The organism is Thiomicrospira pelophila DSM 1534 (genome assembly GCF_000711195.1).
Classification (GTDB): domain Bacteria; phylum Pseudomonadota; class Gammaproteobacteria; order Thiomicrospirales; family Thiomicrospiraceae; genus Thiomicrospira; species Thiomicrospira pelophila.
Genome location: NZ_JOMR01000001.1, coordinates 122,127 through 146,725 on the forward strand (window position 1 = coordinate 122,127; position 24,599 = coordinate 146,725).

22 protein-coding genes and 1 pseudogene are annotated in these 24,599 nt (G+C 43.4%); 11 read left to right on the forward strand and 12 right to left on the reverse strand.

Features of this window, described 5'->3' with window-relative positions:
- Window positions 1-5 precede the first annotated feature (5 nt).
- The 4 genes from N746_RS0100600 to N746_RS0100615 form a co-directional block, all read right to left on the reverse strand.
- Window positions 6-971, reverse strand: coding sequence for an AAA family ATPase (locus tag N746_RS0100600; RefSeq protein WP_029933422.1), 966 nt, complete (start codon window positions 969-971; stop codon window positions 6-8).
- A 95-nt stretch (window positions 972-1,066) separates the two neighbouring features.
- Window positions 1,067-1,498 carry a hypothetical protein gene (locus N746_RS0100605; protein WP_029933423.1) on the reverse strand — a complete coding sequence of 144 codons (432 nt, stop codon included), beginning with the start codon at window positions 1,496-1,498 and terminating at the stop codon, window positions 1,067-1,069.
- A 131-nt stretch (window positions 1,499-1,629) separates the two neighbouring features.
- Entirely contained in the window at window positions 1,630-2,535 is a 906-nt protein-coding gene (locus N746_RS0100610; RefSeq protein ID WP_029933424.1) for an alpha/beta hydrolase, read from the reverse strand.
- Window positions 2,536-2,649: 114 nt separating this feature from the next.
- Window positions 2,650-3,903: an MFS transporter gene (locus N746_RS0100615; protein WP_029933425.1), complete on the reverse strand. Its 1,254-nt coding sequence runs from the start codon at window positions 3,901-3,903 to the stop codon at window positions 2,650-2,652.
- 263 nt (window positions 3,904-4,166) lie between these two features.
- Between N746_RS0100615 and N746_RS0100620 the strand changes: the two genes are divergently transcribed.
- The 3 genes from N746_RS0100620 to N746_RS0100630 all read left to right on the forward strand — a co-directional run bounded on the left by N746_RS0100620 (window position 4,167) and on the right by N746_RS0100630 (window position 6,801).
- Window positions 4,167-4,901 carry an MBL fold metallo-hydrolase gene (locus N746_RS0100620; RefSeq protein ID WP_029933426.1) on the forward strand — a complete coding sequence of 245 codons (735 nt, stop codon included), beginning with the start codon at window positions 4,167-4,169 and terminating at the stop codon, window positions 4,899-4,901.
- Window positions 4,902-4,980: 79 nt separating this feature from the next.
- Complete coding sequence (locus N746_RS0100625) at window positions 4,981-6,102, forward strand: YeeE/YedE family protein (RefSeq protein WP_029933427.1); 1,122 nt, start codon at window positions 4,981-4,983, stop codon at window positions 6,100-6,102.
- 51 nt (window positions 6,103-6,153) lie between these two features.
- Window positions 6,154-6,801, forward strand: a complete 648-nt coding sequence (locus N746_RS0100630) for an ArsR/SmtB family transcription factor (RefSeq protein WP_029933428.1) — start codon at window positions 6,154-6,156, stop codon at window positions 6,799-6,801.
- A 172-nt stretch (window positions 6,802-6,973) separates the two neighbouring features.
- Here N746_RS0100630 and N746_RS0100635 read toward each other — a convergent pair whose 3' ends face one another.
- On the reverse strand, window positions 6,974-7,663 hold the full coding sequence (locus tag N746_RS0100635) for an HPP family protein (RefSeq protein WP_081835950.1): 690 nt from the start codon (window positions 7,661-7,663) through the stop codon (window positions 6,974-6,976).
- A gap of 172 nt (window positions 7,664-7,835) precedes the next feature.
- On the opposite strand from N746_RS0100635, the gene N746_RS0100640 reads away from it, so the two are divergent.
- Window positions 7,836-8,492, forward strand: a complete 657-nt coding sequence (locus tag N746_RS0100640; protein WP_029933430.1) for a rhodanese-like domain-containing protein — start codon at window positions 7,836-7,838, stop codon at window positions 8,490-8,492.
- Window positions 8,493-8,530: 38 nt separating this feature from the next.
- Here the strand turns inward: N746_RS0100640 and N746_RS0100645 are convergent, their stop codons facing one another.
- On the reverse strand, window positions 8,531-8,983 hold the full coding sequence (locus N746_RS0100645) for an RrF2 family transcriptional regulator (RefSeq protein WP_029933431.1): 453 nt from the start codon (window positions 8,981-8,983) through the stop codon (window positions 8,531-8,533).
- Between the two features lie 179 nt (window positions 8,984-9,162).
- Between N746_RS0100645 and hmpA the strand changes: the two genes are divergently transcribed.
- From hmpA to N746_RS10530, 3 genes are all read left to right on the forward strand, one after another.
- Window positions 9,163-10,344 (forward strand): NO-inducible flavohemoprotein, encoded by a 1,182-nt coding sequence (gene hmpA / locus N746_RS0100650; RefSeq protein ID WP_029933432.1) that lies wholly within the window; start codon window positions 9,163-9,165, stop codon window positions 10,342-10,344.
- A gap of 60 nt (window positions 10,345-10,404) precedes the next feature.
- Entirely contained in the window at window positions 10,405-11,565 is a 1,161-nt protein-coding gene (locus N746_RS0100655; protein ID WP_029933433.1) for an NnrS family protein, read from the forward strand.
- Window positions 11,566-11,762: 197 nt separating this feature from the next.
- Entirely contained in the window at window positions 11,763-13,082 is a 1,320-nt protein-coding gene (locus tag N746_RS10530; RefSeq protein ID WP_051678424.1) for a diguanylate cyclase, read from the forward strand.
- Between the two features lie 14 nt (window positions 13,083-13,096).
- On the opposite strand, the gene N746_RS0100665 is transcribed toward N746_RS10530, so the two are convergent.
- Entirely contained in the window at window positions 13,097-13,981 is an 885-nt protein-coding gene (locus N746_RS0100665) for an HDOD domain-containing protein (RefSeq protein ID WP_029933435.1), read from the reverse strand.
- A gap of 159 nt (window positions 13,982-14,140) precedes the next feature.
- Here N746_RS0100665 and N746_RS0100670 point away from each other — a divergent pair, with 159 nt between their 5' ends.
- The 3 genes from N746_RS0100670 (at window position 14,141) to N746_RS0100680 (ending at window position 16,609) form a co-directional block, all read left to right on the forward strand.
- Complete coding sequence (locus N746_RS0100670) at window positions 14,141-14,743, forward strand: hypothetical protein (RefSeq protein ID WP_029933436.1); 603 nt, start codon at window positions 14,141-14,143, stop codon at window positions 14,741-14,743.
- 41 nt (window positions 14,744-14,784) lie between these two features.
- Window positions 14,785-15,561, forward strand: a complete 777-nt coding sequence (locus N746_RS0100675) for a methyltransferase domain-containing protein (RefSeq protein ID WP_029933437.1) — start codon at window positions 14,785-14,787, stop codon at window positions 15,559-15,561.
- An 88-nt stretch (window positions 15,562-15,649) separates the two neighbouring features.
- Window positions 15,650-16,609: a DNA/RNA non-specific endonuclease gene (locus tag N746_RS0100680; protein WP_211245117.1), complete on the forward strand. Its 960-nt coding sequence runs from the start codon at window positions 15,650-15,652 to the stop codon at window positions 16,607-16,609.
- 40 nt (window positions 16,610-16,649) lie between these two features.
- Here the strand turns inward: N746_RS0100680 and N746_RS10970 are convergent.
- The 4 genes and pseudogenes from N746_RS10970 to N746_RS0100700 form a co-directional block, all read right to left on the reverse strand.
- A pseudogene (locus tag N746_RS10970) lies at window positions 16,650-17,951 on the reverse strand (methyl-accepting chemotaxis protein); the annotation flags it as partial.
- A 759-nt stretch (window positions 17,952-18,710) separates the two neighbouring features.
- On the reverse strand, window positions 18,711-19,307 hold the full coding sequence (locus N746_RS0100690) for an SCO family protein (RefSeq protein WP_029933440.1): 597 nt from the start codon (window positions 19,305-19,307) through the stop codon (window positions 18,711-18,713).
- A 146-nt stretch (window positions 19,308-19,453) separates the two neighbouring features.
- A complete protein-coding gene (locus tag N746_RS0100695; RefSeq protein WP_029933441.1) occupies window positions 19,454-21,595 on the reverse strand; it encodes a TonB-dependent receptor in 2,142 nt (713 codons plus the stop codon).
- A 42-nt stretch (window positions 21,596-21,637) separates the two neighbouring features.
- Entirely contained in the window at window positions 21,638-21,997 is a 360-nt protein-coding gene (locus N746_RS0100700; protein WP_029933442.1) for a hypothetical protein, read from the reverse strand.
- A 121-nt stretch (window positions 21,998-22,118) separates the two neighbouring features.
- Between N746_RS0100700 and N746_RS0100705 the strand changes: the two genes are divergently transcribed.
- Complete coding sequence (locus N746_RS0100705; RefSeq protein WP_245603308.1) at window positions 22,119-23,267, forward strand: murein transglycosylase domain-containing protein; 1,149 nt, start codon at window positions 22,119-22,121, stop codon at window positions 23,265-23,267.
- An 8-nt stretch (window positions 23,268-23,275) separates the two neighbouring features.
- Here the strand turns inward: N746_RS0100705 and N746_RS0100710 are convergent, their stop codons facing one another.
- On the reverse strand, window positions 23,276-24,499 hold the full coding sequence (locus N746_RS0100710) for an acyltransferase family protein (protein ID WP_029933444.1): 1,224 nt from the start codon (window positions 24,497-24,499) through the stop codon (window positions 23,276-23,278).
- Between the last annotated feature and the right edge of the window lie 100 nt (window positions 24,500-24,599).

Below are 24,599 nucleotides of genomic sequence, written 5' to 3' on the forward strand. Positions count from 1 at the left end.
AACCCTTAAACCGGTACTTTGACCAGTTCGAGTAAACGTTCTATCAGCTGATCTGACGTCCAACCTTGGGCGCGGCCGGCAAAACTGAGGGCTAAACGATGACGTAATACATCCGGTGCTAAACGTGCGACATCATCCGGGGTGACAAAATCACGGCCTTGCAACCAAGCATAAGCACTGGCGGCATGTAACAGAGCCAAAGAGGCACGAGGCGAGGCGCCCACATCCAACACACCTTCTAATGTTCCATCTAATTCGTCCAATTTACGCGTCGCCGCGACCAGCGCAACTAAATACTTTTCTACCGGCTCAGCGACATGCAACTCGGCGACTTCACGGCGCGCATCCAATACATTTTGCGGCGTTAAGCTAGAAATATCAGCCTCTTTATCAATGCCATAATGCTTAGCGCGATCACGACGCAGAATTTCTAACTCTTCATCTTCGGTTGGGTAATCCAACACCACGTGCAACATAAAACGATCCATTTGCGCTTCAGGCAAAGGGTAGGTGCCACTTTGCTCGAGCGGGTTTTGGGTCGCCATCACAATAAACAAATCGGGTAGGCTGCGGGTTTGGCCGCCGGCGGTGACTTGTTTTTCGGCCATCGCTTCGAGTAAAGCCGACTGCACTTTGGGTGGCGCGCGGTTAATCTCATCGGCCAATACGATTTCGTTAAAAACCGGGCCTTTGATAAAATTTAATGAACCGGTGTTTGGGTCGAGTATATCCGAGCCCATTACATCACCCGGCATCAAGTCCGGCGTAAACTGAATTCTTTGAAAGCTCGCATGTACACCCTTAGCTAAAGTCTTAACAGCGGTAGTTTTCGCCAGGCCGGGTGGGCCTTCTAATAACACATGACCGCCGGTGAGCATCGCAATCATCATGCGCTCTAATAAAGCTTCTTGCCCCACAATGGTTTTTTGCAAATGGGTTTTTAATCCCATAAAGGCTTGTTGCGTTGACATAATCTGAATTCCTTGTAAACGCGTTGCGCGTAATTTCAACTATCTGGTTGAATATTAGTGGGCGAATCAGTAAATTGCAATAGTGACTATACCTGCTAGTTAACTTTATACTTGGCGTGGCAGGCCATACAGTTATTCATGATATTTGCTGTGAAGCGCAATAACTCATCCGCCGGATCGGTTTCGGCTCGAATCACGAGCTCTTCAAACATCATATGGGTTGGCCCACCAATAGAACGAAACTGATCATCTAACTTTGCGCGCACAGAATCGGGAGTCGCTCTGGCCATTTGATTGCCTGAGACTCGTGCCGCTTTTATAATTTTGTCCGGGTCGTCATCCGCAATGCCTTGAATCACGCCCTGGATGCTTCCCAACATTTGCTGCATCTCGGTTAGAAATTCGGCCTTTTCAGCCTCTGTTAAGTTCAAACTGATGCGCCCATCTATTGATTCGCTGGCTTGAACGGCTAAACCAATACTTAATAAAAAAATCACTATTCCACGGCAAAAAATTGACTTAAACATGATACTTCCTCATGGCTAGGACAGGCTTGATCGCTTATAACTGAGACATGTCCAAAATGTATAGTTGAAACAAGTAAAGGTACAACCCGTGTTGTACCTTTTATTATCACGACATTAAACAAAGGTTTTGCTTAATCTTGTATAAATTCAGCGGCTGCGGTGGCTAAATCTTCGTTAAAAAAATCCAAAAAAAAGTGATCCGCACCATCAATGGTCTGGATGGTTAAGTTTGGTGTGTCTTCTAAAGGGACTAAGCGCTCTGGCAGCTCAGGGACGGCCTGATCTTCAGATGCGACCACGACTAAGGTTGGTTTAGCGGGTGCTTTGATTAAATAAGGAGTATCAAATTGTGGCTTAGCCGTGTAATAGTCGACAAATGCGCCGGCGGTTACTTGAGCTTTTTCGCAATAAATGAAATCGACATTTTTCATCATCTGATCAGCTTGGCCTTTATCAACCAGTTTTTGAGCTTTATTCAATACGCTACTAAGCGGCTTATCATATTTTTTCTGATAATCTTCTGGTGATTGTTGCTCAGAGGTGGCTGGAGCAATCAACACTACTTTATCAATTTGAGCACGATCATGTTCGGCCGCAAACCAAGCGATTTGATTCCCGCCACGTGAATGTCCCATTAAGGTAACTTTATTTGCACCTTGTTTTTTCAACCAATCTAACCAAATCGCGACTTCATCCAACGCGTCGGTATGTTTGTGGGTGTGGGGAACATTACAATCGTACTCACCCTGACGATCATTCAAACCTAAAGATAAGTTGATCGATAAAGAACTCACGCCGTGCAGAGCTAAATTGTCTTGCAAGATGGTATAAGTGGAGCGACCTTTATGCGTTAAGGTGCCATGCAACAAAAGCACAAACTCGTCCGCATAGTTTTTACCTTCTGCCATCACTAAGTTGGCATTCAGCGTTTGGCCTTGATGAGTTTGTTTGACCTCTTCCGCTTGCACCAGGCCTACAAATGCAAACGCGGCCGTAAGCAAACCGATCAAAGCCGATTTATTGATTAAACTTTTCATTTTCTCCTCCTATCAGAGATGGTCTTATTGATTTCAACTTATATACTCCCCTACTTGATGAGAGAGGGGCAAACCATTTATCAAAAAACTTCTGCCTTCGGGTTTCGGTGGTGATTAATTTTTAACGTTCGGTTTCAACGCCAACCATACCCACAGCCCAGATAGAAACATCATTATGGCGACAAAATAAAACGGCCAAACCACAGACTCAGTATAAAAGGCCAACAAGCCCATTAAGAAGGCACCGGCGGCATAACCAAAGTCACGCCAGAAACGATAAATGCCTAAAACACTGGCGCGCTGATTAGGCACACTCGTGTCGGCGACGGCCGCGCCCAAAGTTGGGTACAGCATCGCCATACCAAAGCCCATGATCGCGGCTAAAATTGACCAAGACCAAACCGTATCGACTAATACAAAAGTAAAACTGGTGATGGCACATAACCAGAAGCCCCACACAATTAAGCCTCTGCGTCCCCAACGATCCGACAAGGGCCCAGTGATAAGTTGTGACCCGCCCCAAACTACACCATAAATGGCAATGATCGCGCTGGCTTGCACCAAACTTTGGGCTTGGCTGATAAGATATACTGGCATAAAAATCCACACTAGTGCATCAATAAATTTTTCGACCAGACCGGCTTGATTTAATGCAACCAACTGAGGTTGCTTAAAGGTGGCATAACCAAACATTTGCCCAAGACTTGGTTTCGCACCATCCTCGCCATTCGCCTGGCGATGATGATGTTGATGCAGGTCTGACCAGGCACGCGTATCAACCACCTTCCAAATCGCGAGCACTAAGCCCAGACCAATGACCACTAAGCCAAAACCTAAGATGGCTTCGCGTGCGCCATAAAGTTCCGCCAAATATGCAGTTAACCAGCCGGCAACGCCCACCGCGGCATAACCTGAAAACTCATTAAAGCCGTTAATTAAGCCTTTCTGATTGGCTTTGGCTAGGTCTAATTTACTGTTCAAAGCCATCGACCAACATAAACCTTGGTTTAAACCTAAAAACACCATTGCCCACACAATCCAGTACCAATCTTGCGCAAAGTAAATTAAAAATGGCACGGGTATCGCGAGCAACCAACCCGCTACTAATAAAGAACGCCGCCCCCAGCGATCACTTAAATGACCCGCCAATAAATTCATAGTGGCTTTCACCAAACCAAATACCACCACAAACATTACCAAGCTCATAAAAGCTTGGGCCGCTAAACCAAACTCGGTTTCCGCCAGGCCTGGTACCACGGTGCGAGTCATTCCCAAAGCCAAGCCAACTAAAAACACCTGGATCAGCTGCTGTATAATTTGGTTTAAATTGGCTTTGATACCGTGTTCGACTGACTGATTGTTCTGCACTGTAAACCCCCTTTGATTTATTCAACTATCTGGTTGAATATTAGTGGGTTCATTTCAAATTTGCAATCTAATTGGTCAAAATCTCACCTCGTAACTTTTTTGGCTAGCCTAAATAAATTAATCAACCGGCAGGTTGAATCAGAAGCCTGAACCCGATATAGTTCCATTCAACTAAATGGTTGAATGGAACTAATGACAATAAACAAACCAGGCCTGGTTGTTCGTACCTAGGCCTCAAAATCAGGTTTAAAAGGAGATATGCAATGTTTTTATTTCAACACACACCGGATTCTGAACCGGGTTCTTTATCTTATATGCTAGGTTGTGTCGGTCAGGGGTTAGCGATTGCGGTAGATGTGCATCAGGATGAAGTTGAATTGTATTTAGAAAAGGCGGCGCAAAAAGGCGTCAAAATCGCTTATGTGGTGGATACACATGTACACGCCGATCACTACACGGGCGGTGCAGAATTGGCGAAACGTGCCGGTGGTGAATATTGTTTACATCAAGATTCACCCGCTCAGTGCGACTTTACCCCGCTGGCTGAAAATCAAGTGATTGAAGCCGGTAATGTGCATGCTCAAGTTTTGTATACGCCAGGGCATACTGAAGATAGCATCAGCTTATTGGTAACCGATAAATCGCGCTGTGATGAAGCTTGGTTTGTCATCACCGGCCACACATTATTTGTAGGTAGCGTAGGTCGTCCAGATTTACGTGGTCGTGAAGTCGAAATGGCGAATAAATTGTATGACTCAATTCAGTACAAGCTATTAAATTTACCAGACTATATGGAAATCCTTCCCGGTGCGCAAGCGGGGAGCGTTTGTGGCGCAGGCATTAGCGGTAAAGCCGTCTCTACGATTGGATTTGAGAAGCGTTACAATCCAAGCTTACACCTTGATAAAGCTCAATTTGTTGAACAACTCACTAGCACTATCCTGCCTTATCCAGAAGATATGCAAAAAATTATCGGTTTTAATGTTAAACCTTTATAATCACCGGCATCATAATCGGTAGATCGCTCAATCTAGCGACTTATAACAAAAATAAAACCAAAGCCGGGAGCAACGGAACATGAACGAGATTCCAAATCTTTTTATTAATTATTATGTGCTGGCCTTTGCGCTGGCCTTTATTTTAGGCCTAGTTGGACAACGCAGTTCATTTTGTGCGGTCGGGGGTTTAAGAGACCGCATTACCCTAGGTAATGGTACACGTCTTTGGACATTTATAGCGGCGATGGGGGTCGGCATTATTGCTTCCGGTAGCCTGGAATGGCTAAATGTGATGAACCTTTCAGACAGTCGACCACCTTATCGCACGGCGGATTTTGCTTGGGGACGTTATATTGTTGGCGGCTTTATTTTCGGTTTAGGCATGGTTTTGGCCACCGGCTGCGGTATGCGTAATACCGTTAAAATGGGACAGGGTAGTTACAAATCACTTTGGTTGGTCGCCGTCATGTCTGTTATGGCCTATATTATGACCCGTACCTCGTTTTATGGCGAATGGATAATGCCGATTTTTGCCCCCTTAACCGTTCACCTTGACTATGCCGGCTCGCAAGACTTAGCCAGCTTAATCTTTGGTGCAGGTAGCCAACATATTGATCTAGCTTTACTGGTTTTAAGTTGGATGATCGGCTTAAGTTTGCTGTATTTTGCCTTTAGAAATCCCGAATTCCGCCGCCCAACGCCCATGATCAGCGCCCTAATTGTGGGCGCTATTATTGCGACGGCTTACGCTTTAACCGGCGGTCAGTTTGGCGCACAATTGATTGACGAAGCGGCCTTTATGGAAAGCCCACCCATCGGATTAGGCACGCAATCCTTTACCTTTGCGGCCCCGATGGGCGATACAGTTAACTATTTAATGAGTCCTGCCAATGTCAGCTTGATTACATTCGGTTTGATCGCTGTGATTGGGGTGGCGCTGGGCTCTTTTGTTAGCAGCTTATTAAATCGCCAATTTAAAGTCAGCGGTTTTGATTCGGCTAAAGATGGTGTGATTTCAAGCGTAGGCGCGTTATTCGTAGGTTTTGGTGCCGTACTGGCTATGGGATGTTCGGTTGGGCATGGCTTATCCGGTGTCGCAACCTTAGCTTTAGGCTCCTTTGTCGCGGTCGCCTCCATCACCGCTGGGGCTGTGGTAGGGATTAAATTTGAACCTATGTGGCGCAAAACTAAAGGTTGTTAATCATCAATTTAAGGCTCCGTACCCTTATGACTGTTCAACAAAGTAATAAATATGACGATTAACTCTCTTAAGCTCGGTTTGTTTGAACAGCTGGCACAAGTCAGCAAGGCGTTGGGACATGCCAATCGTTTAATGATTTTAGATGTGCTGGCACAAACCCATTGCGATGTTGAAACCCTGCATAAAAAACTCGGCCTTAGCATTGCGAACGTATCCAAACACTTACAAACTCTAAAGCATGCAGGCCTGGTGACTAATGAGCGCCAAGGCCAACACAGTGTTTATGCGTTAAGTGACGACAGCGTGTTTCGCCTAATTGTAAGTTTGCGTGACGTGGCTGAATCTCAACTAGATAGTATGCAAGCTTTATTATTGGAGCATATACAACCCAATACCGACTATGAGCCTATTTCTCTGAAAGCCTTACGTGAGTTTAAACAGCCCTATACACTGCTGGATGTTCGCCCGGAAGATGAATTTAAAGCTGGGCATATCCCGCACGCGATCAATATCCCGATTGAACAACTTCCACAAAAACTTAACGAACTGAAAACGGATCAAACCTTGGTTGTTTATTGTCGTGGGCCTTATTGCATGTGGTCACAAGAAGCCGTTAACGCTTTGCAAAAAAAAGGGATTAAAGCCCAGCGTTTGGCAGAAGGCTATCCTGAATGGCAAGTAGAAAGTCACGCTTTTTAGCCAAAAAAACTAGACCTCTGGTAAATGCACCTTCTGAAAACACTGTCACACTTTACCTAAGCTCAAAAAGTATGTTTGCATTACCAAGACTATCTATATGGCTGATCTTTCATTATTAACGAATTTAAAAACTGGAAATAAACCAGCTTACTTTTAGGTGCCTCACCATTGTTTAAACACCAGGCCTGGTAGTTTTATGATGCTGGCGAGCTGCTCGATATAGCTGCATAAATTCGGCTTCACTCATTTCAAAATAACCCTGCATTTGTTCACTGGCATAAGCCAAATCTTCGTGTGTAATTTCGGGTGTTTTTTCGGGTTCCGACTGGGTTTTCTTAAACACTACATAAGGGTAATGACGCCATTTAAACGGCGCGTTTAATATAACGGCCATCGCCACCAAGGTGAGCAAGCTTGGTAATAAACTAAGCCATAATAAACTCCAGCCCAGCGTTTCGACTTCAACCGTACCTAGCGCAATAAATAAAGCCGTTGCGCCACCCGGTGCGTGTCGCGCTTTAAATATCAACATAAATAACAGGGTACTGGCCACCGCAATTGGCACCGCGACCATCGGATTAGAAAATAAACTCCAGCTGGCTAAACCGCACACGCCCGCTAGCATTTGACCCACAATGACGGCCCAAGGCTGCGCCATCGGAGCGTGAGGGGTAGAGAATAAAATGATCGCACTCGCCCCCATAGAGGCGATCACAAACCAGGCATAAATTCCATTGCTAAGCCAATCCATCATGAGCACTACCGCAATCATGGCGATAAATACGCCGCTCACCGACAAAATCATTTCGGATAAGTGACCAGATTCAAATGAAAAGGCCGATTTGAGTAATCGTTTCATCATTTATTTCCTCGTTTTTTTATGAGCTCTCTTCGAAGCTTACTAGTTGATTTTTATATTTTTTTCTATCATTCATACTATCTTGCTCTTTGACAAGGTGCGTATTTTTTGCTAGGTTTATTAATGACCTAAAGTGCAAGACCATTTAATAAATTTGGGTCAAAAGGGGGTTACTATGTTTTACAAATCCAGTCTTTTAGGTGCTTGCTTTGTAGCACTGACTTTTAGCCAAATGGCCTTAGCCAAAGATTTGAAGGTAAAAATCAGTCCAGAAATTAGTGAAATTAGCGTCCAACATAACGGTAAACCCGTGACGATCAAACGCATCCAAGACCAAAAAAACACGGTGGTTGAGGATTACGCTTTAACGTCTCGTGCTTGCCCACCATTTTGTGTGCAGCCGATCGAGGTCGCCCCGGGCGTGACCACAATTGGTGAACTTGAGCTGCTTGACTTTTTACAGCGAAAATCAGACGGTGACGAATCCATATTGATCATCGACTCTCGTACCCCTGATTGGGTTGAAAAGGGCACTATTCCGAGTGCGACCAATTTACCTTGGACCAAACTCCACCCTCAATCTGACGGATATGAACCGATCGAAGTTGAAGGCATTCTCACGTTACAATTCAACGCCACGGTAAGTGATGGCATTTGGAACTTTTCCAACGCCAAAACTCTGGTTTTTTTCTGTAATGGCCCTTGGTGTGGACAATCTCCCACAAATATTAAAGCACTGGTTAACCTTGGTTATCCTGCCCATAAAATGTTTTGGTATCGCGGTGGCATGCAGTCCTGGCAGTCCTTAGGTTTAACCACAGTAAAACCTTAAGTTCATCGCTTTAAGCATTAAGTTGGGGTTTAACCAACTTAATGCACCGCAACGCGTTGGGTTGAAATATCTGTAAGAAAAATTTCGTGGCGCACTTGAGGCGTCACAATGTCACTCAAACTAAACTGGCTTAAATGCGCCAAATAACTTTCTTGTGCTTGATACAAAAAGTTTTTCAGCACGCAGGTGTTTTCAATCAAACACACCGGCTCATGGCAATTCACTGGGCTGAGCGTCGCCTCCATTAACTCAACCACCTCTCTCAAGTTTATGTCTTCCGCTGACTTAGCCAGTTTTAAACCACCACCTTGACCTCGCACCGATTCAATTAAGCCGCTATTCGCCATTTTTTGCACAATCTTCATCACATGACTGCGCGAAATGTCAAAACGCGTCGCAATGGTTTGAATTTGCGATAAATCTTGCGCCGGTTTAGAGGCTAAATAAATCAACACTCGAAACGCAAAATCGGTCTGTTTTGTGAGTTGCATGGATTTTGTCCCCCTACCTTGATTGGTTATTATAGTTGACAAGCCACTAAACATTCAAATAATATGCACCTTTAAAAGATACATATTAAATGAATCTTAATTATTTGAGTCGATCAACATGCCTTACTAACGGGCTTTATTACGACCCAAAACCCACAAAAATAACCAAAGAGTGCTATATGCTGACGCCACAAATTATTCAAACTGTTAAATCCACTGCGCCGGTTTTGGCTGAACAAGGCGTGCAGATTACTAACCTGTTCTACAAAAAGTTGTTTACCCACCACCCAGAACTGAAGCATGTCTTTAATATGGCAAACCAAGCACAAGGTGAACAATCCAAAGCCTTAGCCGAATCCGTATTTATGTATGCCAACCGAATCGACGAACTAGAAGCACTTGGCCCAATGGTCAAACGCATTGCCCATAAACATGCGAGTTTACATATTCAGCCGGATCATTACCCCATTGTAGGCAAATACTTACTGGAAGCGGTTCAAGAACATTTGTCATTACCGGACGATCATGAGGTGTTAAAAGCCTGGGCCGTCGCCTATGCCTTTTTAGCGCAAGTATTTGTCGATACCGAAGAGCAGATTTATGCTGCCAATGAAGAAAAACCGGGCGGATGGCGCGGGTTTAAAGCCTTTAATATTTCACGCATCGTAAAAGAAGCCGATTCGGTCAAATCCTTTTATTTGATCCCCGAAGATGGACAGCTAGTGGATTTCGAACCCGGCCAATATTTGGGTATTAAATTGAAAGGTAAAGATGGCCAGTTTGATGAAATTCGCCAGTATTCGATCTCCAATGCGCCCGGTGAACCTTACTACCGTATCAGTGTCAAAACGGAAGCGCACTCGCCGGATCACCCAGGACAGGTTTCTAATCGCTTACACCAAGCACAGGTAGGCGATCAAATTTGGGTGCAACCACCAACCGGTGAGTTTTTTATAAAAAATCAAACCAATGCTAAAGTATTTATTGCAGGAGGCGTAGGAATTACACCGTTGGTGAGCATGTTGAATGACCAACTTAATAAAAACCCAGACCAAGATTTACGCTTCATTCAATGTGTTCGGGACGAATCGCACCATATAATGAAAAATGAAATCAGTTTGCTGAAACACAAATACGGGGTTGAATATTTCAGTGCTTATCAGTTTGGTGATGGCGCCGATCATCAGGGTTATTTAAATACTGATATCTTGAGCCAATGGTTACCTAATACCCAAGCCGATGTATACTTTTGTGGACCCAAGCCATTCATGGCGGCGGTTTATCATGAGTGTATTGGGCTGGGTTTTAAATCGGAACAATTGCACTATGAAGTCTTTGGTCCAACCACGTCACTCACATAATGAAACAACCCTAAGGCCGATAATTTATTGGCCTTAGGACTTTTTTTTGGACTTAAAATCATGAGCAGATCCCTATTTTTTGAACGCGCTTTTCGCAGCTTTTTTTTAGGCGGGGCGATATTTGCCGTCATTGCGATGGCTCTTTGGTGGTGGCAATTCCCAAATGTGAGCGCTGGTTTTAGCGGGACATCCGGGGTTTACTGGCATGCACACGAAATGATTTTTGGCTATGCCTTAGCTACCGTCACCGGATTTTTATTAACCGCGGTGATGAACTGGTCGCGCATGAACTCCGCCTCGGGCTGGAAGCTTGGGGTTTTGTTTGGCTTATGGGTATTAGCGCGGGTGGCATTTTTAGTCGACCTGCCGATTATATGGGTCGCGTTATTTGATTTAGCCTTCAATCTTGGGTTGGTGTTGCATTTCGCCTGGCCAGTTTGGAAGCGCCGCTTGACGTCGCAAGCCGGACTCGCTTTATTGTTTGGCGCAATTTTTTTCGCCAACTTAAGCTTCTATATTAACGCCCACCAGGCCTGGATTTGGCTACATGAAAGCCTCATCATTGGCTTGTTCTTAGTGCTTAGTATTAACCTAACCATGATCCGGCGTTTAACCCCATTTTTTACCGAAAAAGCCCTTGGCTTAACACCGTTTAAAAACGCCGACTGGTTGGATAGGTCAATATTAGTTGGCTTTTTAAGCTTAATGCTAACCGTGGTATTTTCACCCTATCCTTGGCTAATTAGCTTGATTGCCTGGCCTTTAGCTGGCTTATTTATGATTCGCCAGGCTTGGTGGTATCACCCAAAAATCTGGTCAGAGTTATTAATTTGGCCGCTGCACCTGTCACACGCCTTTATTACGCTGGGGTTAGTGTTATATGGTTTTGTCGGCTTGGAATGGGTTGCGGCCAGTCTAGCGATTCATGCACTCGCGGCGGGTGGCATAGGTTTATTGTGTTCATCCATGATGGCTCGCATCAGCCTCGGTCACACTCAACGCAACGTGTTTGAACCTCCAAAAGGCTTGATTTGGGTCTTTGTTGCACTCGCGCTAGCGGCGTTTACACGTGTGGTTTTGCCGCTGATCTGGCCCGAATTAAGTTTAATCTGGATTCAGTTGAGCCAACTCGGTTGGATTTTCGGCTTTGGTTTACTACTGGTTTTATATTGGCGCATCCTGACGCGCCCTAGCCTTAAAGCACCAGGTCTGGTGCTTTAATCTTCTCATCTGGCTATCAAATCTATTGATTGTCAGACCACATTAACTCTGTCTAATATTCTTATTTATTTATATATAATTTTTTTTTATGCCAATAGATATGTTTTGGTCTAAAATCTTTTAAAAATAAGACCTTAGTATTAATTTTGTGTTAAAAGTAACCTTTCTAAAATCATTTAATTTTGAAAGTGCGTCTTATGAAAAGAATGACTGAAAACTCTTTCGGCATGTGGATTGCCCTAAGTTTGTTGTTGGTGATGTTACTAATCACGGCCTTAGTCATGACCGCACAGCAATTAACCAATTCAACCCTAAACAAAGCTGGCGAACTGGTAAGTCACCAGCACCAGAAACTGCATAGTCTATTAAATATGCATATCGCCGGTCAAAACCGCACGATCAATTTACAGCAAATGTTATTACTAGAAGACCCTTTGTTGATTGATGAAGCTTTAATGAGATTTTATGACAATGCGAGCGATTACATGTCTAATCGCGAAAACTTAGCAAACTTGTCTGATGAAACACCATTTGAACGTCAGTGGATTGACGACATCCATCGAATGGCAAACGTTACCGGTCCGTTACAAACCCAAATTGCCAGAATGACGCTGCAGGGAGAGGAGCTAGAAGCCCGCAACCTGGTTACTACCCAAGCGATTGATCTCCTCAATGCTTTTACCGATAAAGTGAATGAGTTCTCTCAATACCAATCGGTCGAAATTCAAAACTCGATTCAACAAGCCGCTAATTCGATTGATAAGCTAATGATGAAGGTGGTAGGTCTAGCCATCGCTTTAATTATGATTAGCTTTTTGTTTGCTTTATTTGTATTTAATAAATTTAGTTTAATTAACAATGCGTTACGTGAATCTAATGAAGACCTTGAACAGCGCGTTGCCGAACGCACAATGGCCTTAACTGAGATACAGCACAAGTTAATTGATAAAAACCGCATGTTAGAAAAGCTCTCAGAAACCGACACGCTGACTGGCTTGGTTAACCGCTTCAAAATGGATCAATATCTACAAACGGCCCACCAACGTTTTCTAAAATTTGGCGAGCCTTACCAAGTACTTTTTCTGGATATTGATCATTTCAAACAAATTAATGATGAGCACGGCCATGAATTGGGTGATGAGGTATTAGTCGAATTCTCCGCGTTACTCAAGGCCCAGTTTGGCGATCTTAACTTGATTGGTCGTTGGGGTGGTGAAGAGTTTATTATGCTGAATGCATCGCTTGATAAAGCCCAAGCTTGCGAACACGCTGAATCGATTCGACAAGCGATTGAAGCCCATGAGTTTAAAGGATTAGAGACTATTACTGTCAGTATTGGCGTGGCTCGTGTCACCTATCAAGATCAAATTAAACAAGTGATTAATCGCGCAGATATTGCACTTTATAAAGCCAAAAACACTGGGCGCAATCGTGTCGAAGGCTGTGAACACATGCTAACCGCTGCTAATACTGAAGACTATGCCATTACATCCAGTCAATCTGAACCCATTAATTAAATCAGATCAAATTGTCAGTGGCTAGCTTCTGGTAGTCCTTCAGAATCCGCCCATTTTTCAAGCGCCGCATCCGCAGACTTTAACATTGGCTCGGTGACATCAATAAACGCACAGGCCTCCTCAAAACTGTCTTCTAACTCTTTCGTAATAGAGTGGTCTGAGAAACGCTCAAACACCAAAAAATTAGCAATTCGGTTCAGTGCCACCATTTTACTGGTGCGTTCATCATACTTAGCCAAGGCTTGCAAATCGCTATGATGATGAAATAACACACTACGATACAACAAAGCCCCTAAATCCCAACGCTTGGTAATCAAGCCACCGACATAAGCATGCGAAGTTTTGTAGTAATTTTCTTCATCTTCGTACTTACTAATAGGAAACTCTTGTTGCTGATTATAAAATCTATCGCGATAGTTAAGTGGATCATGACGCATCATGTATAAAGCGCCAATATCTTGCATATAACTGATCAAAAATGTTTCGCTTCGGCTAAAACCATATAGCCAATGAGTCAGCTCTGCTGACGCAATTCCCGCTCGCATACAGCGTTTTAGTATTTTGTGATCTGCCTGAGATACCGGTACAATTTTAAGTACATGTGACAGCACAAACAGTTGATGGATCTCTTCTAGGCCGAGTAAATGAATGGCAGAGGTCACATTTAATATCAAATCATCAGCGGGTCTGTTCAAAGCCTTATTAGCGATACTTAAAAACTCGCCCATTACTTCCGGGTTGCGTGAAATCACCGCATCAATGTCGGCAATACTTGGGGTATCTCCAGTAATTAATGCATGTAACTGTAGTATTTCAACAGGAACCGTTTCAACTTCCAAGGCTTTGAGAATAAGGCTTGCCTTGGCGATACCCTCTCGCATGGCATCTTCATTAAACATGTTTATCCTTTTTGGCTTTAGCCTCATATTCAACCCCTAAATTATAAGCAATCACTTACTCTACAATTAGGTTAATTTAATAATCACGCTTTAAAATCTAATCAAGCAAAGCGGCAGACTGGTATGATGCCAATGAACTCAAAAAAATAAGAATCTTATATGCCTAATCGAATTGAAGACTTACTCAAACAAATTACCCTATTAGAAGACGAACTTGGAGCGACTTTACGGGAACGTCAACAAAAAATCAGCTATCACTTAAAAGGAAAGCGCGTAGAGTTTGAGCAGTCGATTAGTCAATCCCATCAAAAACTCAAAACTAGCTTGTTACATACCTTGTTTATCGACCGTCCACAAAACATTATTACGGCTCCAATTATCTACGGCATGGCGATTCCATTGGTTTTAATGGATATTTTAATCAGTTTTTACCAATACACCTGTTTTCCGATCTATGGGGTCGCACGTGTTAAACGTCGTGCCTATTTTATTTATGATCGCGATCAACTGCGTTATTTGAATATTGTTCAAAAAATTAATTGCCACTACTGTGCTTACGGCAATGGTTTAATGGCATATGCAAGCGAAATCATTGCCCGCACAGAACAATATTTTTGCCCGATTAAGCACGCAACAAAACGCTTAGGCGCCCATCCGCGTTATCTTGAATTTAGTGAGTTTGGTGATGCCGAAAATTTTAAAGACGACCTCACTAAGTTACGTAAAGAATTACGCGAAGTGAATGACGAACAGATTACTTAAACACTTTATAATAGCGGCTGTTTATTTTGAGCAAACACGCCATGAACCAAGACCGCAATTTTGACCGTTTAATTGATAAATTTGAAAAAAAAGTCTACGGCACACTCAAAGGTGAGTGGCGCTTAAAATTGATCAAAGAAGACCTGGCTAGGTTTCACGTGAAACAACCTGAGTCTGATCACTTACAGATATGGGATGCCGGCTGTGGTTTTGCTCAAATCGGGTTATGGCTGGCTCAAGCGGGTCATCAGCTCACGCTTTGTGATCTATCGCGCAAAATGTTGGATCGGGCAAAACAAAATTTTGCGCAGGCCGGGCTTGAAGCTCAATTCTTACACGGTGCATCACAGGATTTAGCTAACGATTTGCCAGAGTATGACCTAGTGTTATTTCATGCCGTACTGGAATGGCTAGCCGACCCCAAGACGACCCTACAAACCGTGGCATACAAAACCAGGCCGGGCGGTTATCTGTCGTTACTGTTTTACAACCGCAATGCATTTGTTTACAGCAATGTGTTAAAAGGCGAATGGCGTTGGCCGCTTATTTTGCAAAATACCTATATTGGCAAGGGTAAAAAACTCACCCCACCCAATCCGCAATATCCGCACGATGTTTTAACTTGGCTAAATGACTGGGGGTTTGAGGTTGAAGTTCACACGGGCATTCGGGTTTTTAATGATTATATTCGACCGGATATTCTAGAGAAAAGTGATTCCCAGGCTTTGCTAGATTTAGAATATCAGTACTGCCGCCTCCCCACTTATCGCGATATGGGGCGTTATGTTCACCTACTAGCGAAGCGATGCCCAAGTTAGAGTACGTACAAGTTTCTCAATGGTAAACTCCTGTCGATTCAATTAAATTTGCTCGTATAATAAACCCTTCAGAAATCGGAGATTCGATATGGCAAGATGGCGCAGATGGCGACGCCGACGCGGCAATAACGGGAACGGTTACACCAAAGAAAACCACCCAACTAAAACTAAATTCGCGCGCTTAAAGACTTATGCCAAGGTAGCCGGCGTAAGTGCCCTAGCCGCCAGTGTTTGGTATGCCGTTGAAACTCAGGTTATGCGGAGCAGCATGAGCTTTGAGGGCACACCCAAACATCGTGATTTTGACATCGACTGGGAAGACCAGTTGACCACACGGGTATTTCGCAATGATGCCTACATGGTGGGTTATTCTGAAAAATTGGGCAACCCGATTTGGGTGACTTATCAGGTATTATCCAAGCCAGAATTTAGCCCGCGCCTTCCACGCCCCAGCACATTTAAGTCGGATTGGCGCAGTACGCGGTGCTGGTTAATCTTGCCCTGTATTGAACATGACGACTACACCGAAACCGGCTACGACCGAGGTCACTTAGCACCCAATCATGTGATTGCCTCACGTTATGGGCAAGATGCCCAAATCGAAACCTTTTTAATGACCAACATTACGCCACAAGCGCCTAACTTGAATCGTCGGGCTTGGCAGCGTTTAGAAGCCATTTCGGCCGATCATTTTGCGGATCGTTACGCGCCCTTTACCGTCATAACCGGCCCGATTTTTGAGGACAAACCTAAACACCTACCAGGTTACAAATTGATCGCAATTCCTAAAGGTTTCTACAAAATATTTATTCGAGAATCTGAAAACGGCGAACCGCCGAAAGTGCTGGCGTTTGTTATGCCCCAAACGGCGTTAGGTAACGAAGACTTACGACAGTACTTAGTCAGTGTAAGAGATATTGAAGATCAAACTGGATTGGATTTTATGCATGAGTTAGATGACGGCGTAGAAGCCTATGTGGAAACCTTGATTGATCCACAGTCGTGGGATTTCAATGAAAGTATCGCGAACCAAAGTGCGCGATATTAATCTGAAAAGAGCACCAGGCCTGGTGCTCTAAAATTTAAGCTTATTTCTTAGGAATGGCTTTCACTTTTGTTACTTTAAAGCGCGCAATCAAATTCGCTAAGGTTTCAGACTGTTTAGCCAACATTTGCGCGGATTGCACAGTTTCGTCCACAAAACTCACCATACCTTGAGTATCCGAATCCATCGAAGAAACAGCCTGATTAATTTCTACAATACCACGATATTGCTCTTCTGAAGACTCAGCCACATTGGATATCAGCTCAGATACCTTCAAAATACTTTGCTCAATATCTGTGAATGTTTCAGCTGACTCTTTCACTAAGTTTAATGAACCGCCAACTCTTTCTGAGGTCTGCTCAATTAGCCCACGGATTTCTTTTGCGGCTTCCGCTGATTTTTGAGCCAGCACACGGACTTCACCGGCTACCACCGCAAAGCCACGCCCAGCTTCACCGGCTCGTGCCGCCTCAACCGCGGCATTTAATGCTAGTAGGTTGGTTTGAAAAGCAATGCTATCGATCAGGCCAACTATATTTTCTATCTTTTGACTTGAGTCGCTGACACCTTGCATCGCTTCATTCAAACTTGCCACTTTTTTTCCACCTAAAGTCGCCGTTTTGTTAGATTGTGAGGACAACTGATTAGCCTCTTGTGTTGTAGAGGTATTATGTTGTATTGATGCGGTCATTTGTTCCATAGTTGCGGCGGTTTGCTCCAAAGCGGCTGACTGTCTCTGAACTCGTTGGGTCAAATCCTGCGAACCACTTTGTAGCCTATGTGAATCGTCTTGAATCAATTTACTCGATTGAGACAGTTGAGACACTAAATCACTCAGCGAGTAAGTAGCCTGATTAATGGCTTGCTTCAATTCATTTAATTCACCATTTAATGGCTGCTCAATAGGCTGGGTTAAGTCTCCATCTGCTAAACTTTGTGCTGCTTGGCGAATAGACTCAAAACCTTGTTGTACTTGATCTAGCGATTGATTCAAATTATGACTGACCTCACCAAGCAATCCAGGGGCCTCACCTTGCATGCGCTGACTAAAATCACCCTGTTGCATGGCGTGTGCTATCTGCGCAATTTGATTGAGTTCTTGCGCCATTAACTCCATCGCTTGGTCTACCTTTAAGCGTGTCTTTCCAGTCACTCGACTATCAATACGGACACTAAAATCACCATTTGATAACCCGTCCATAACCGCATTTAAGCTTTGCATTGTCATGTCCAAATTATCCGCAGCGGCATTAACCGCTTCCTTAATAACTAGTAAATCGCCCTTATAATTTTTTGTAACACGGACGGAGAAGTTGCCTTCTGCTATCTGCTTCATAACAGAACCAATTTCTATTAACGCTTGATCCGTACTGCTCATCAAATCTTCAAGCGCATCAAGAGTAACGTCTCTTAATTTTGTTTGGCTCAAGTCCACTTTATAATTACTGGTTTCGGCTGCTTGTCTTAAACTTTGCGCAACTAATGAGTTGACCATAAATTCTTTGCGCATAACCTGCGCCAAATAGATCAAAACGCCTGACTCAACCACAACAAAAAAAGCATGTAAAAACGTAATATCCCAACTGCATCCATAGTTAAATAACATAATGGGCATATCGGCCAACATCACCGAATTCAATTGAAAATAAGTCAACAAGACATGATGCACAGCCCCGACAGTTGCCGCAACCAATACCGGCAGTGCATCACGATAAGCCAACAGAAAAGCGAGTGCGACAAATATATGAAAGTGCATTTCTATACGACCCATTTGGGCCTGAATAAGAATCGCTGAATTTAACATCAACGCAGCACCTACCACCGCTGAAAAGCCGCGCGTACCTTTTAAACTGATATAAGCCGCCACAACCAATAACGCCGTAATACCCGAGGCGACTATGGCAAAAGTTTGTGTGTCATAACCCCAAGGTGCCAAAATCATAGTAAAAGGTAAGTGGGCTAATAAAATAATTAGCATCAATTTATCCACTTTCTTGCGCTCAATTTGAAATGCTTGTGCAAGTGCTTTAGTAGTGTTCACGACAATTTCCTTCTATTAGTTTTCTTAATAAAGACTGACTGTTGATTAAAAAATGCCCTTAACTTAGCTACTCCGAAGCACCGCTAGGTCTTGCTGCATTTTTTTATAATTCAAGTAACGACCCGTGTAGGTCCGGCGCCATTGACCATTTGGGTCAATTAAAAAAACAAACCCTGCATGATTAATTTCATAATCATTTTGTTCACCAGGTGAATGGTAAAAGGGCACGTTATATTCAAGTGCTAGGTTTTGCATTTCGGCCTTAGAGCTGCCATACAAAGCGATAAAGCGCTGACCTAAACTTTCTATTCTTTGCTTCAAAAGCGCTTGACTATCACGCTGTGCATCCATGGTTATAAACACAATCTTAAAATCTTGATCTGAGCTTTGTTTATCTAAATGGAAGAAGGTGGATAAATGGGTCTGACAAACACCATTGCAATTTAAATAGCCAAAATATAAATAAGTAAACTGACCTTTAAAATCATGCAATTCGACGATTTTGTCATCCGTAGATTTAAGCCTAAAGTCCGGTGCGGTCTTATTCACAACTAGGCCATAACTATTATAAGAAGAGACCAGGCCTGGTATAAAAGGCAAAGCCATCAATGTACCGATGAATAAAAATACAAACAAATAAGCTCGAAAATGTGGACGCACAAAGACACCTAAATACAAAACATATACATATACTATACACCTATTGCAAAATAAAGTGCATTTAATTGATTTTGTTTAATAAATGTCGAAATGCTTAAATGTGACTACCCAAGTAAAAGCTTGGGTAGGTAAATATGAAGTGAATTTTAAAACGCGATTTTTGCACTTAGTTTAATGTTGCGCCCCATGCCTAATGTATAACCTTTGTAGGTGTCTAAAAAGTCACGGTAAGCCGTACCGAATAGGTTTTCGACCTTAAGCTGCAAGCCTAAATCATAATGATCGATCGGTAAATTAGCGGTATATTCAACATCCCATAATTGATATGCATCCGTACTGGCTGAGCCAAAATCGGTGCTATCAAACTGTGAAAATGGTTCATACAAACCGGCTGATTTTTTAGCCGCGACAAATTTACCCTGCACACCAAGCTTATTATGTTCTAGCACGCCTAAATTTCCTAAGGCATATTCGGCTTTTACTCTCAGGTTATTGGCGGGCATTAAAGGTAAGTCACGCTTACCTTGTAAATCTCGACCATCAATTAATTCCAAGGCCGCCCAAGTTTTAATTTTAGGTGTCCATTGAGCCCAGCCACTTAATTCGAAGCCTTGAATGCGTGCATTGGTTTGCTGGTTTTGCATTTCGTCATAACAACCGGCTGTACCGGCTGTGCAAGTAACACCTTCCTCGTCAACATTGTTGTCAGTTCTTTCCAAGTAGATAAAATCATCAATCTGGTTGTTATAAACCGTCGCTGTCGCGCCTGCTTGCTGAGTTTGCCAACGCAAAGAAACGTCGGTATTTAAAGAAGTTTCGGCTGTTAAATCTGGGTTGCCTAACTGGTAAGCTTGTACGCCACCATGCGTGCCTCCAGCATAGAGTTCAAAAATGGTGGGTGCACGAAAGCCTTGCGCGAGATTTAGTGCGGCCGACCAATTTGAGTTGAATTTATAAGTCGTGCCAAATGAGCTTGTAAATACTGAGAAATCCCGTTCATTATTGCTGGCATCAAACACATGACTAAATTCATCATTTCCTTGCCCGTCTAAAGGGGCTTCAATATTGATTTGATCGTAACGCGCGCCAAACTGTACAACCCATTTGTTGATATCGGCTTCTTCAAAAACATAAATAGCCTGGCTATTAGCTTTTGCGGTTGGCGTTAAGTGACCCGATTTTAAGGTCTGATCCTTTTGAGACCATTCCATACCAACTTCACCTTTAAACCCAGCTACTTCCGGATGTTCGATACCTAATTTAATGTCGTCCCGAACCACTAATATATCCAAATAATGATCGGTACCTTTCTCTGCCGCCATCGTTTCAAACGGTTCATCATGGGTGGCTTCACGTGTATTACGTGTATGTGACCATTTAGGCTTTAGCACCCATTCTTCTGCAACAAAAAACTCGCCGCTAACTTGGGTTTCTTGGTTTTTTAAAAGCTGACCTGCTCCAACCGCTTCAGGTGGCGTGCCCTCAATATTTAAATAGTTTTGTTTACTCTGCCAGTCCGAATAATTAACTGCGACTTGACCCCAGCCCGACTCATAACCTAAGCCAACATTCGCGGCTTGATTTTCAAAATTTGTAAAAGGCACTTCACCGGTAAACAATGCACGATCATTGTCTTCTCCCGTTTGCCATTCGATGGCTTCACCCGTTCTAAAGTTATCACCTTCACGCAAACTGCCACCTAAATTCAACATCCAGTTCCCTGAACGTGCTTTTAGTTTCGAACCAATCTGAGTTTCGGCATTATTAGAATTGTATTCAGTGCGAACTTCTCCAGCTAAGCCGTCTTCTGATAGAAACTGTGGCGATAAAATATTCACCACGCCACCCATCGCTTCAGATCCGTAAAGCACACTACTTGCGCCACGGATTACCTCAACTTGTTCTGCTAAAAACGCATCCACATTTGGATTATGACGTGTGCCGTAGGCTTGATAATCCGTAGTCATACCATTTGACATCACTTTTACTCGATTACTGGTTAAACCGCGAATCACCGGTTTACCGGATTGAGATCCGGTTTTTTGATTGTTGACACCCACCATTTCTTCTAGCATCTCGCCCAGCGAACCGGACTCTAAATGAGATTTATCTTCACCTTGCAGGTGTTCAACTTGAGAGGGGACTTCAAAAGCCGTGTGTTGATGAACCGGGGAAGCCGATACAACAATCGTGGATAATTCATTGGCTTGAGTCAGATTGGCAAATAAAGATAAAGCAGGTATACCTAGAGCTGACAATACAGATAGGCGTAAAGTAGTATGTTTCACGTGAAACTCCTTAATTAATAGACAAAAAATTTGAATAATTAATTAAGCAGTCGGTGGCGCGCGTCCCCAATGGGAAGGATAAAATGTTGAGGGTAACAGAATAGCAAATGTAACCACCAGGCCTGGTGCCGAGGTAGCTGTAATTAGCAAGACTAAATTGGTGCCCGATTCTATTGCGGGGTTAGGCACACTATCAAATAACTCACAAACCCAATCATCAATGCCGGTTAAATCGTGTGTTTGATCGGCTTGGAAGTGCTCAAGTGTTGCGTGGACGTGAGTGTGGTTTTCAGTTTCAAAATCAGCTGCATGAAACGGATGCGCCACGGCATGCGTTAAGCTTAAGGTCTGTACAAATAGCAGACTGATGATAAGAAATAGGCTAAAACGATAGGGTTTCATAAAACGAATTATAACGGATGAGTCTGGATTCACCTATAGCGTTTAACGACTGATTAATCAAATAATATGGTCTGTATTTAAACCACTACAAAGCTGGTGACAGACCATAGGTTTAGCTATAATGCAGGATATGAAAAGACGCCAACTCCTCCAATTACTTACCGCCAGCCCCTTTTTGGGTTTACTGGGTTGCACCCCAAACGAAGTTAGACGTACCCTAGAAGCCGGTCAAAACTTGACCAAGGGCGATGTCACTAAAGCTTTGACCGATCAAATACCCACCACCGGCATTCCGGCTTTAGATCAATTGGTGCGTAAGCGATTTGAAGAGTTAGCTGAACGCTTATTAAAAGAATGGGGCGATGAAAAAGTCGCCAGTCAAAAAGAATACATCAAATACACCGACGCATATCAAAGCCGCGCCATTGTGAACTTTGAAACCGGTGTGATTCGAGTTGAAACAGTGGATTCAAAAGACTCGAAAGCCAAGTTGGAACAAGCGATTATCACCACACTATTAACCCCGGATGATCCCAGCAAAGTTGAACTATTAACAGATAAAGATGTCGCGCCGAATGGCGAACCTTTTTTGTTGAATTTGGTACTCGACCACCAAGGCAAGCCAGTACGTTATGCATGGCGCGCGCAACAATATGCGAAATATTTAATGCGCACCGCCTACAAACAAGACACCTACAATAAAAAAGCCCGCCATTTTGTGACCTTCAATATGGTGAAAAATCACCAAACCGATTCACAGAATAAATATGCAGCTTATGTCACCGAAAACACCCGACGTTATAAAGTTAAACCATCTTTAGTGTATGCCATTATGGAAGCTGAAAGTAGCTTCAACCCTTACGCGATAAGTCACATTCCAGCCTACGGTTTAATGCAAATCGTGCCCAGTTCAGCCGGTCGGGATGCCCATCAGCTGGTGTATAACAGACCCGGCACGCCAACCAAAGACTATTTGTTTGTCCCCAAAAACAATATCAGGATGGGCACGGGTTATTTGTCGATTTTAAATGATCGTTACTTAGCAAAAGTGACGCATCCGCAATCGCGAGAATATTGTGTGATCGCCGGTTACAACACCGGCAGCGGCAATGTTTTAAAAGCCTTTGATAAAGATCGCGCCAAAGCCTTTGATCGAATTAACCGACTTAGCCCTAACCAGGTCTATCAGCAACTCGTCAAAAACCTGCCTTACGAAGAAACCCGTCGTTATTTACAAAAAGTCACTCAGTATCAGCGCAAATACGCCTAACGTTTTCGTTAGGCGCGGCCGTGTCGATGGAAGGGTTTTTCAATAAAGACATGCAGTAGCAAACTAAATAACCAAGTCAAAGTCGAACCCAACAAAAAGATCAAACCGATTTGCCAATAATGCACTTCGTTGATGGCATTTACATCGGTGGTGCCAAATACCACGACAGCCGCAATGGCTAACATTGGAAAATGAAATAAATACAGCGGAAATACCATTTCACTCCAAGAGCGCCAAAAGCGCGCACTCAAGAAACGCTTAACGCCCAACTTTATCCCTTGTACTTTAGGCAACAGAATCGCCAACATTAATAGGGTGATACCGAGTGCAAACAAGCTACGATGATACGCCAAACCCAATCCGTTTAAAGTTGGGTACAAAACCTCGATTTGTTTATGATCTGGAAACAGCATGCTGAGCGCCACTAATATCCAACCAATATGGAATAACTTGGCTTGATGCTGCTGCAACCAGGCCTGGTGATTTACCCAAAAATAAGCCGCCAACACACCCATAATTAACGGGTCAAATCGCATCCAGGTCGGATAATAAATCTGATCAAGAATAATCGCCGGATCTATTTGTTGGGTCAAATAAGCCATAATCGACTCTTGATACAGTCTCGTATCCGAAAAAATAACCCCCAGTTTAATGGCCAACGCAAACGTTAATATGCTCAATAATACCGGTGCTAAAAAACGTCCCGATAAAGCCAAAATAATCGGCAAAACTAAATAAAACTGCATTTCAATCGCTAACGACCAACCCACCGGAATCAGTTTGGTTGCATCAGGAAAATTGTTTTCCATAAAAAACAAGTTGAGTAATAAGCTGTAAACATCGCCTTTCCAAGCCGCAGCAGCGTAAAGCACCAGCGCGATCAAAAACAGCGGCAAAATTCGAAACAAGCGTTTGCGATAGAATCGCCAAAAGTCGATAGGATGACCTTTTTGTTGCGCTTTTAATAGCGAAGTCGCAAGTAAAAAGCCTGAGATAACAAAAAATCCATCCACCGCCTTGTCAAAACTCACGATTAAACCTAAACCCCAGGGTAGATTAATCACCAGCTCACTAAAAGCCTGCTTTGAAAGGACCACATGAGCGATATACAGCGAGTGAAACGCCATCACCATTAAAATCGCGATCGCGCGCAAACCATCAATCGCCGAATGTTCATGATCACTTGCACTTAATGCTTGAGAAAAGTCAGATTTGATTTGCCAAAATGCCACAGAAAGTTTCCAGTTTGGTTTAAGTGGCTGGATTTTAACCGATTTTCCACTACCAGGCCTGGTGATTCAAAAATAAGCATAAAAAAACCCGCCTTTTCAA

Bases quoted from the DNA above. Each gene is read 5' to 3' on its own strand.
- N746_RS0100655 (WP_029933433.1), top strand. From the start codon at position 10,405: ATGAGCAGATCCCTATTTTTTGAACGCGCTTTTCGCAGCTTTTTTTTA.
- hmpA (WP_029933432.1), top strand. From the start codon at position 9,163: ATGCTGACGCCACAAATTATTCAAACTGTTAAATCCACTGCGCCGGTT.
- N746_RS0100640 (WP_029933430.1), top strand. From the start codon at position 7,836: ATGTTTTACAAATCCAGTCTTTTAGGTGCTTGCTTTGTAGCACTGACT.
- N746_RS0100700 (WP_029933442.1), bottom strand. From the start codon at position 21,997: ATGAAACCCTATCGTTTTAGCCTATTTCTTATCATCAGTCTGCTATTT.
- N746_RS0100670 (WP_029933436.1), top strand. From the start codon at position 14,141: ATGCCTAATCGAATTGAAGACTTACTCAAACAAATTACCCTATTAGAA.
- N746_RS0100635 (WP_081835950.1), bottom strand. From the start codon at position 7,663: ATGATGAAACGATTACTCAAATCGGCCTTTTCATTTGAATCTGGTCAC.
- N746_RS0100600 (WP_029933422.1), bottom strand. From the start codon at position 971: ATGTCAACGCAACAAGCCTTTATGGGATTAAAAACCCATTTGCAAAAA.
- N746_RS0100610 (WP_029933424.1), bottom strand. From the start codon at position 2,535: ATGAAAAGTTTAATCAATAAATCGGCTTTGATCGGTTTGCTTACGGCC.
- N746_RS0100675 (WP_029933437.1), top strand. From the start codon at position 14,785: ATGAACCAAGACCGCAATTTTGACCGTTTAATTGATAAATTTGAAAAA.
- N746_RS0100680 (WP_211245117.1), top strand. From the start codon at position 15,650: ATGGCAAGATGGCGCAGATGGCGACGCCGACGCGGCAATAACGGGAAC.
- N746_RS10530 (WP_051678424.1), top strand. From the start codon at position 11,763: ATGAAAAGAATGACTGAAAACTCTTTCGGCATGTGGATTGCCCTAAGT.
- N746_RS0100605 (WP_029933423.1), bottom strand. From the start codon at position 1,498: ATGTTTAAGTCAATTTTTTGCCGTGGAATAGTGATTTTTTTATTAAGT.
- N746_RS0100630 (WP_029933428.1), top strand. From the start codon at position 6,154: ATGACGATTAACTCTCTTAAGCTCGGTTTGTTTGAACAGCTGGCACAA.
- N746_RS0100665 (WP_029933435.1), bottom strand. From the start codon at position 13,981: ATGTTTAATGAAGATGCCATGCGAGAGGGTATCGCCAAGGCAAGCCTT.
- N746_RS0100645 (WP_029933431.1), bottom strand. From the start codon at position 8,983: ATGCAACTCACAAAACAGACCGATTTTGCGTTTCGAGTGTTGATTTAT.
- N746_RS0100625 (WP_029933427.1), top strand. From the start codon at position 4,981: ATGAACGAGATTCCAAATCTTTTTATTAATTATTATGTGCTGGCCTTT.
- N746_RS0100705 (WP_245603308.1), top strand. From the start codon at position 22,119: ATGCAGGATATGAAAAGACGCCAACTCCTCCAATTACTTACCGCCAGC.
- N746_RS0100620 (WP_029933426.1), top strand. From the start codon at position 4,167: ATGTTTTTATTTCAACACACACCGGATTCTGAACCGGGTTCTTTATCT.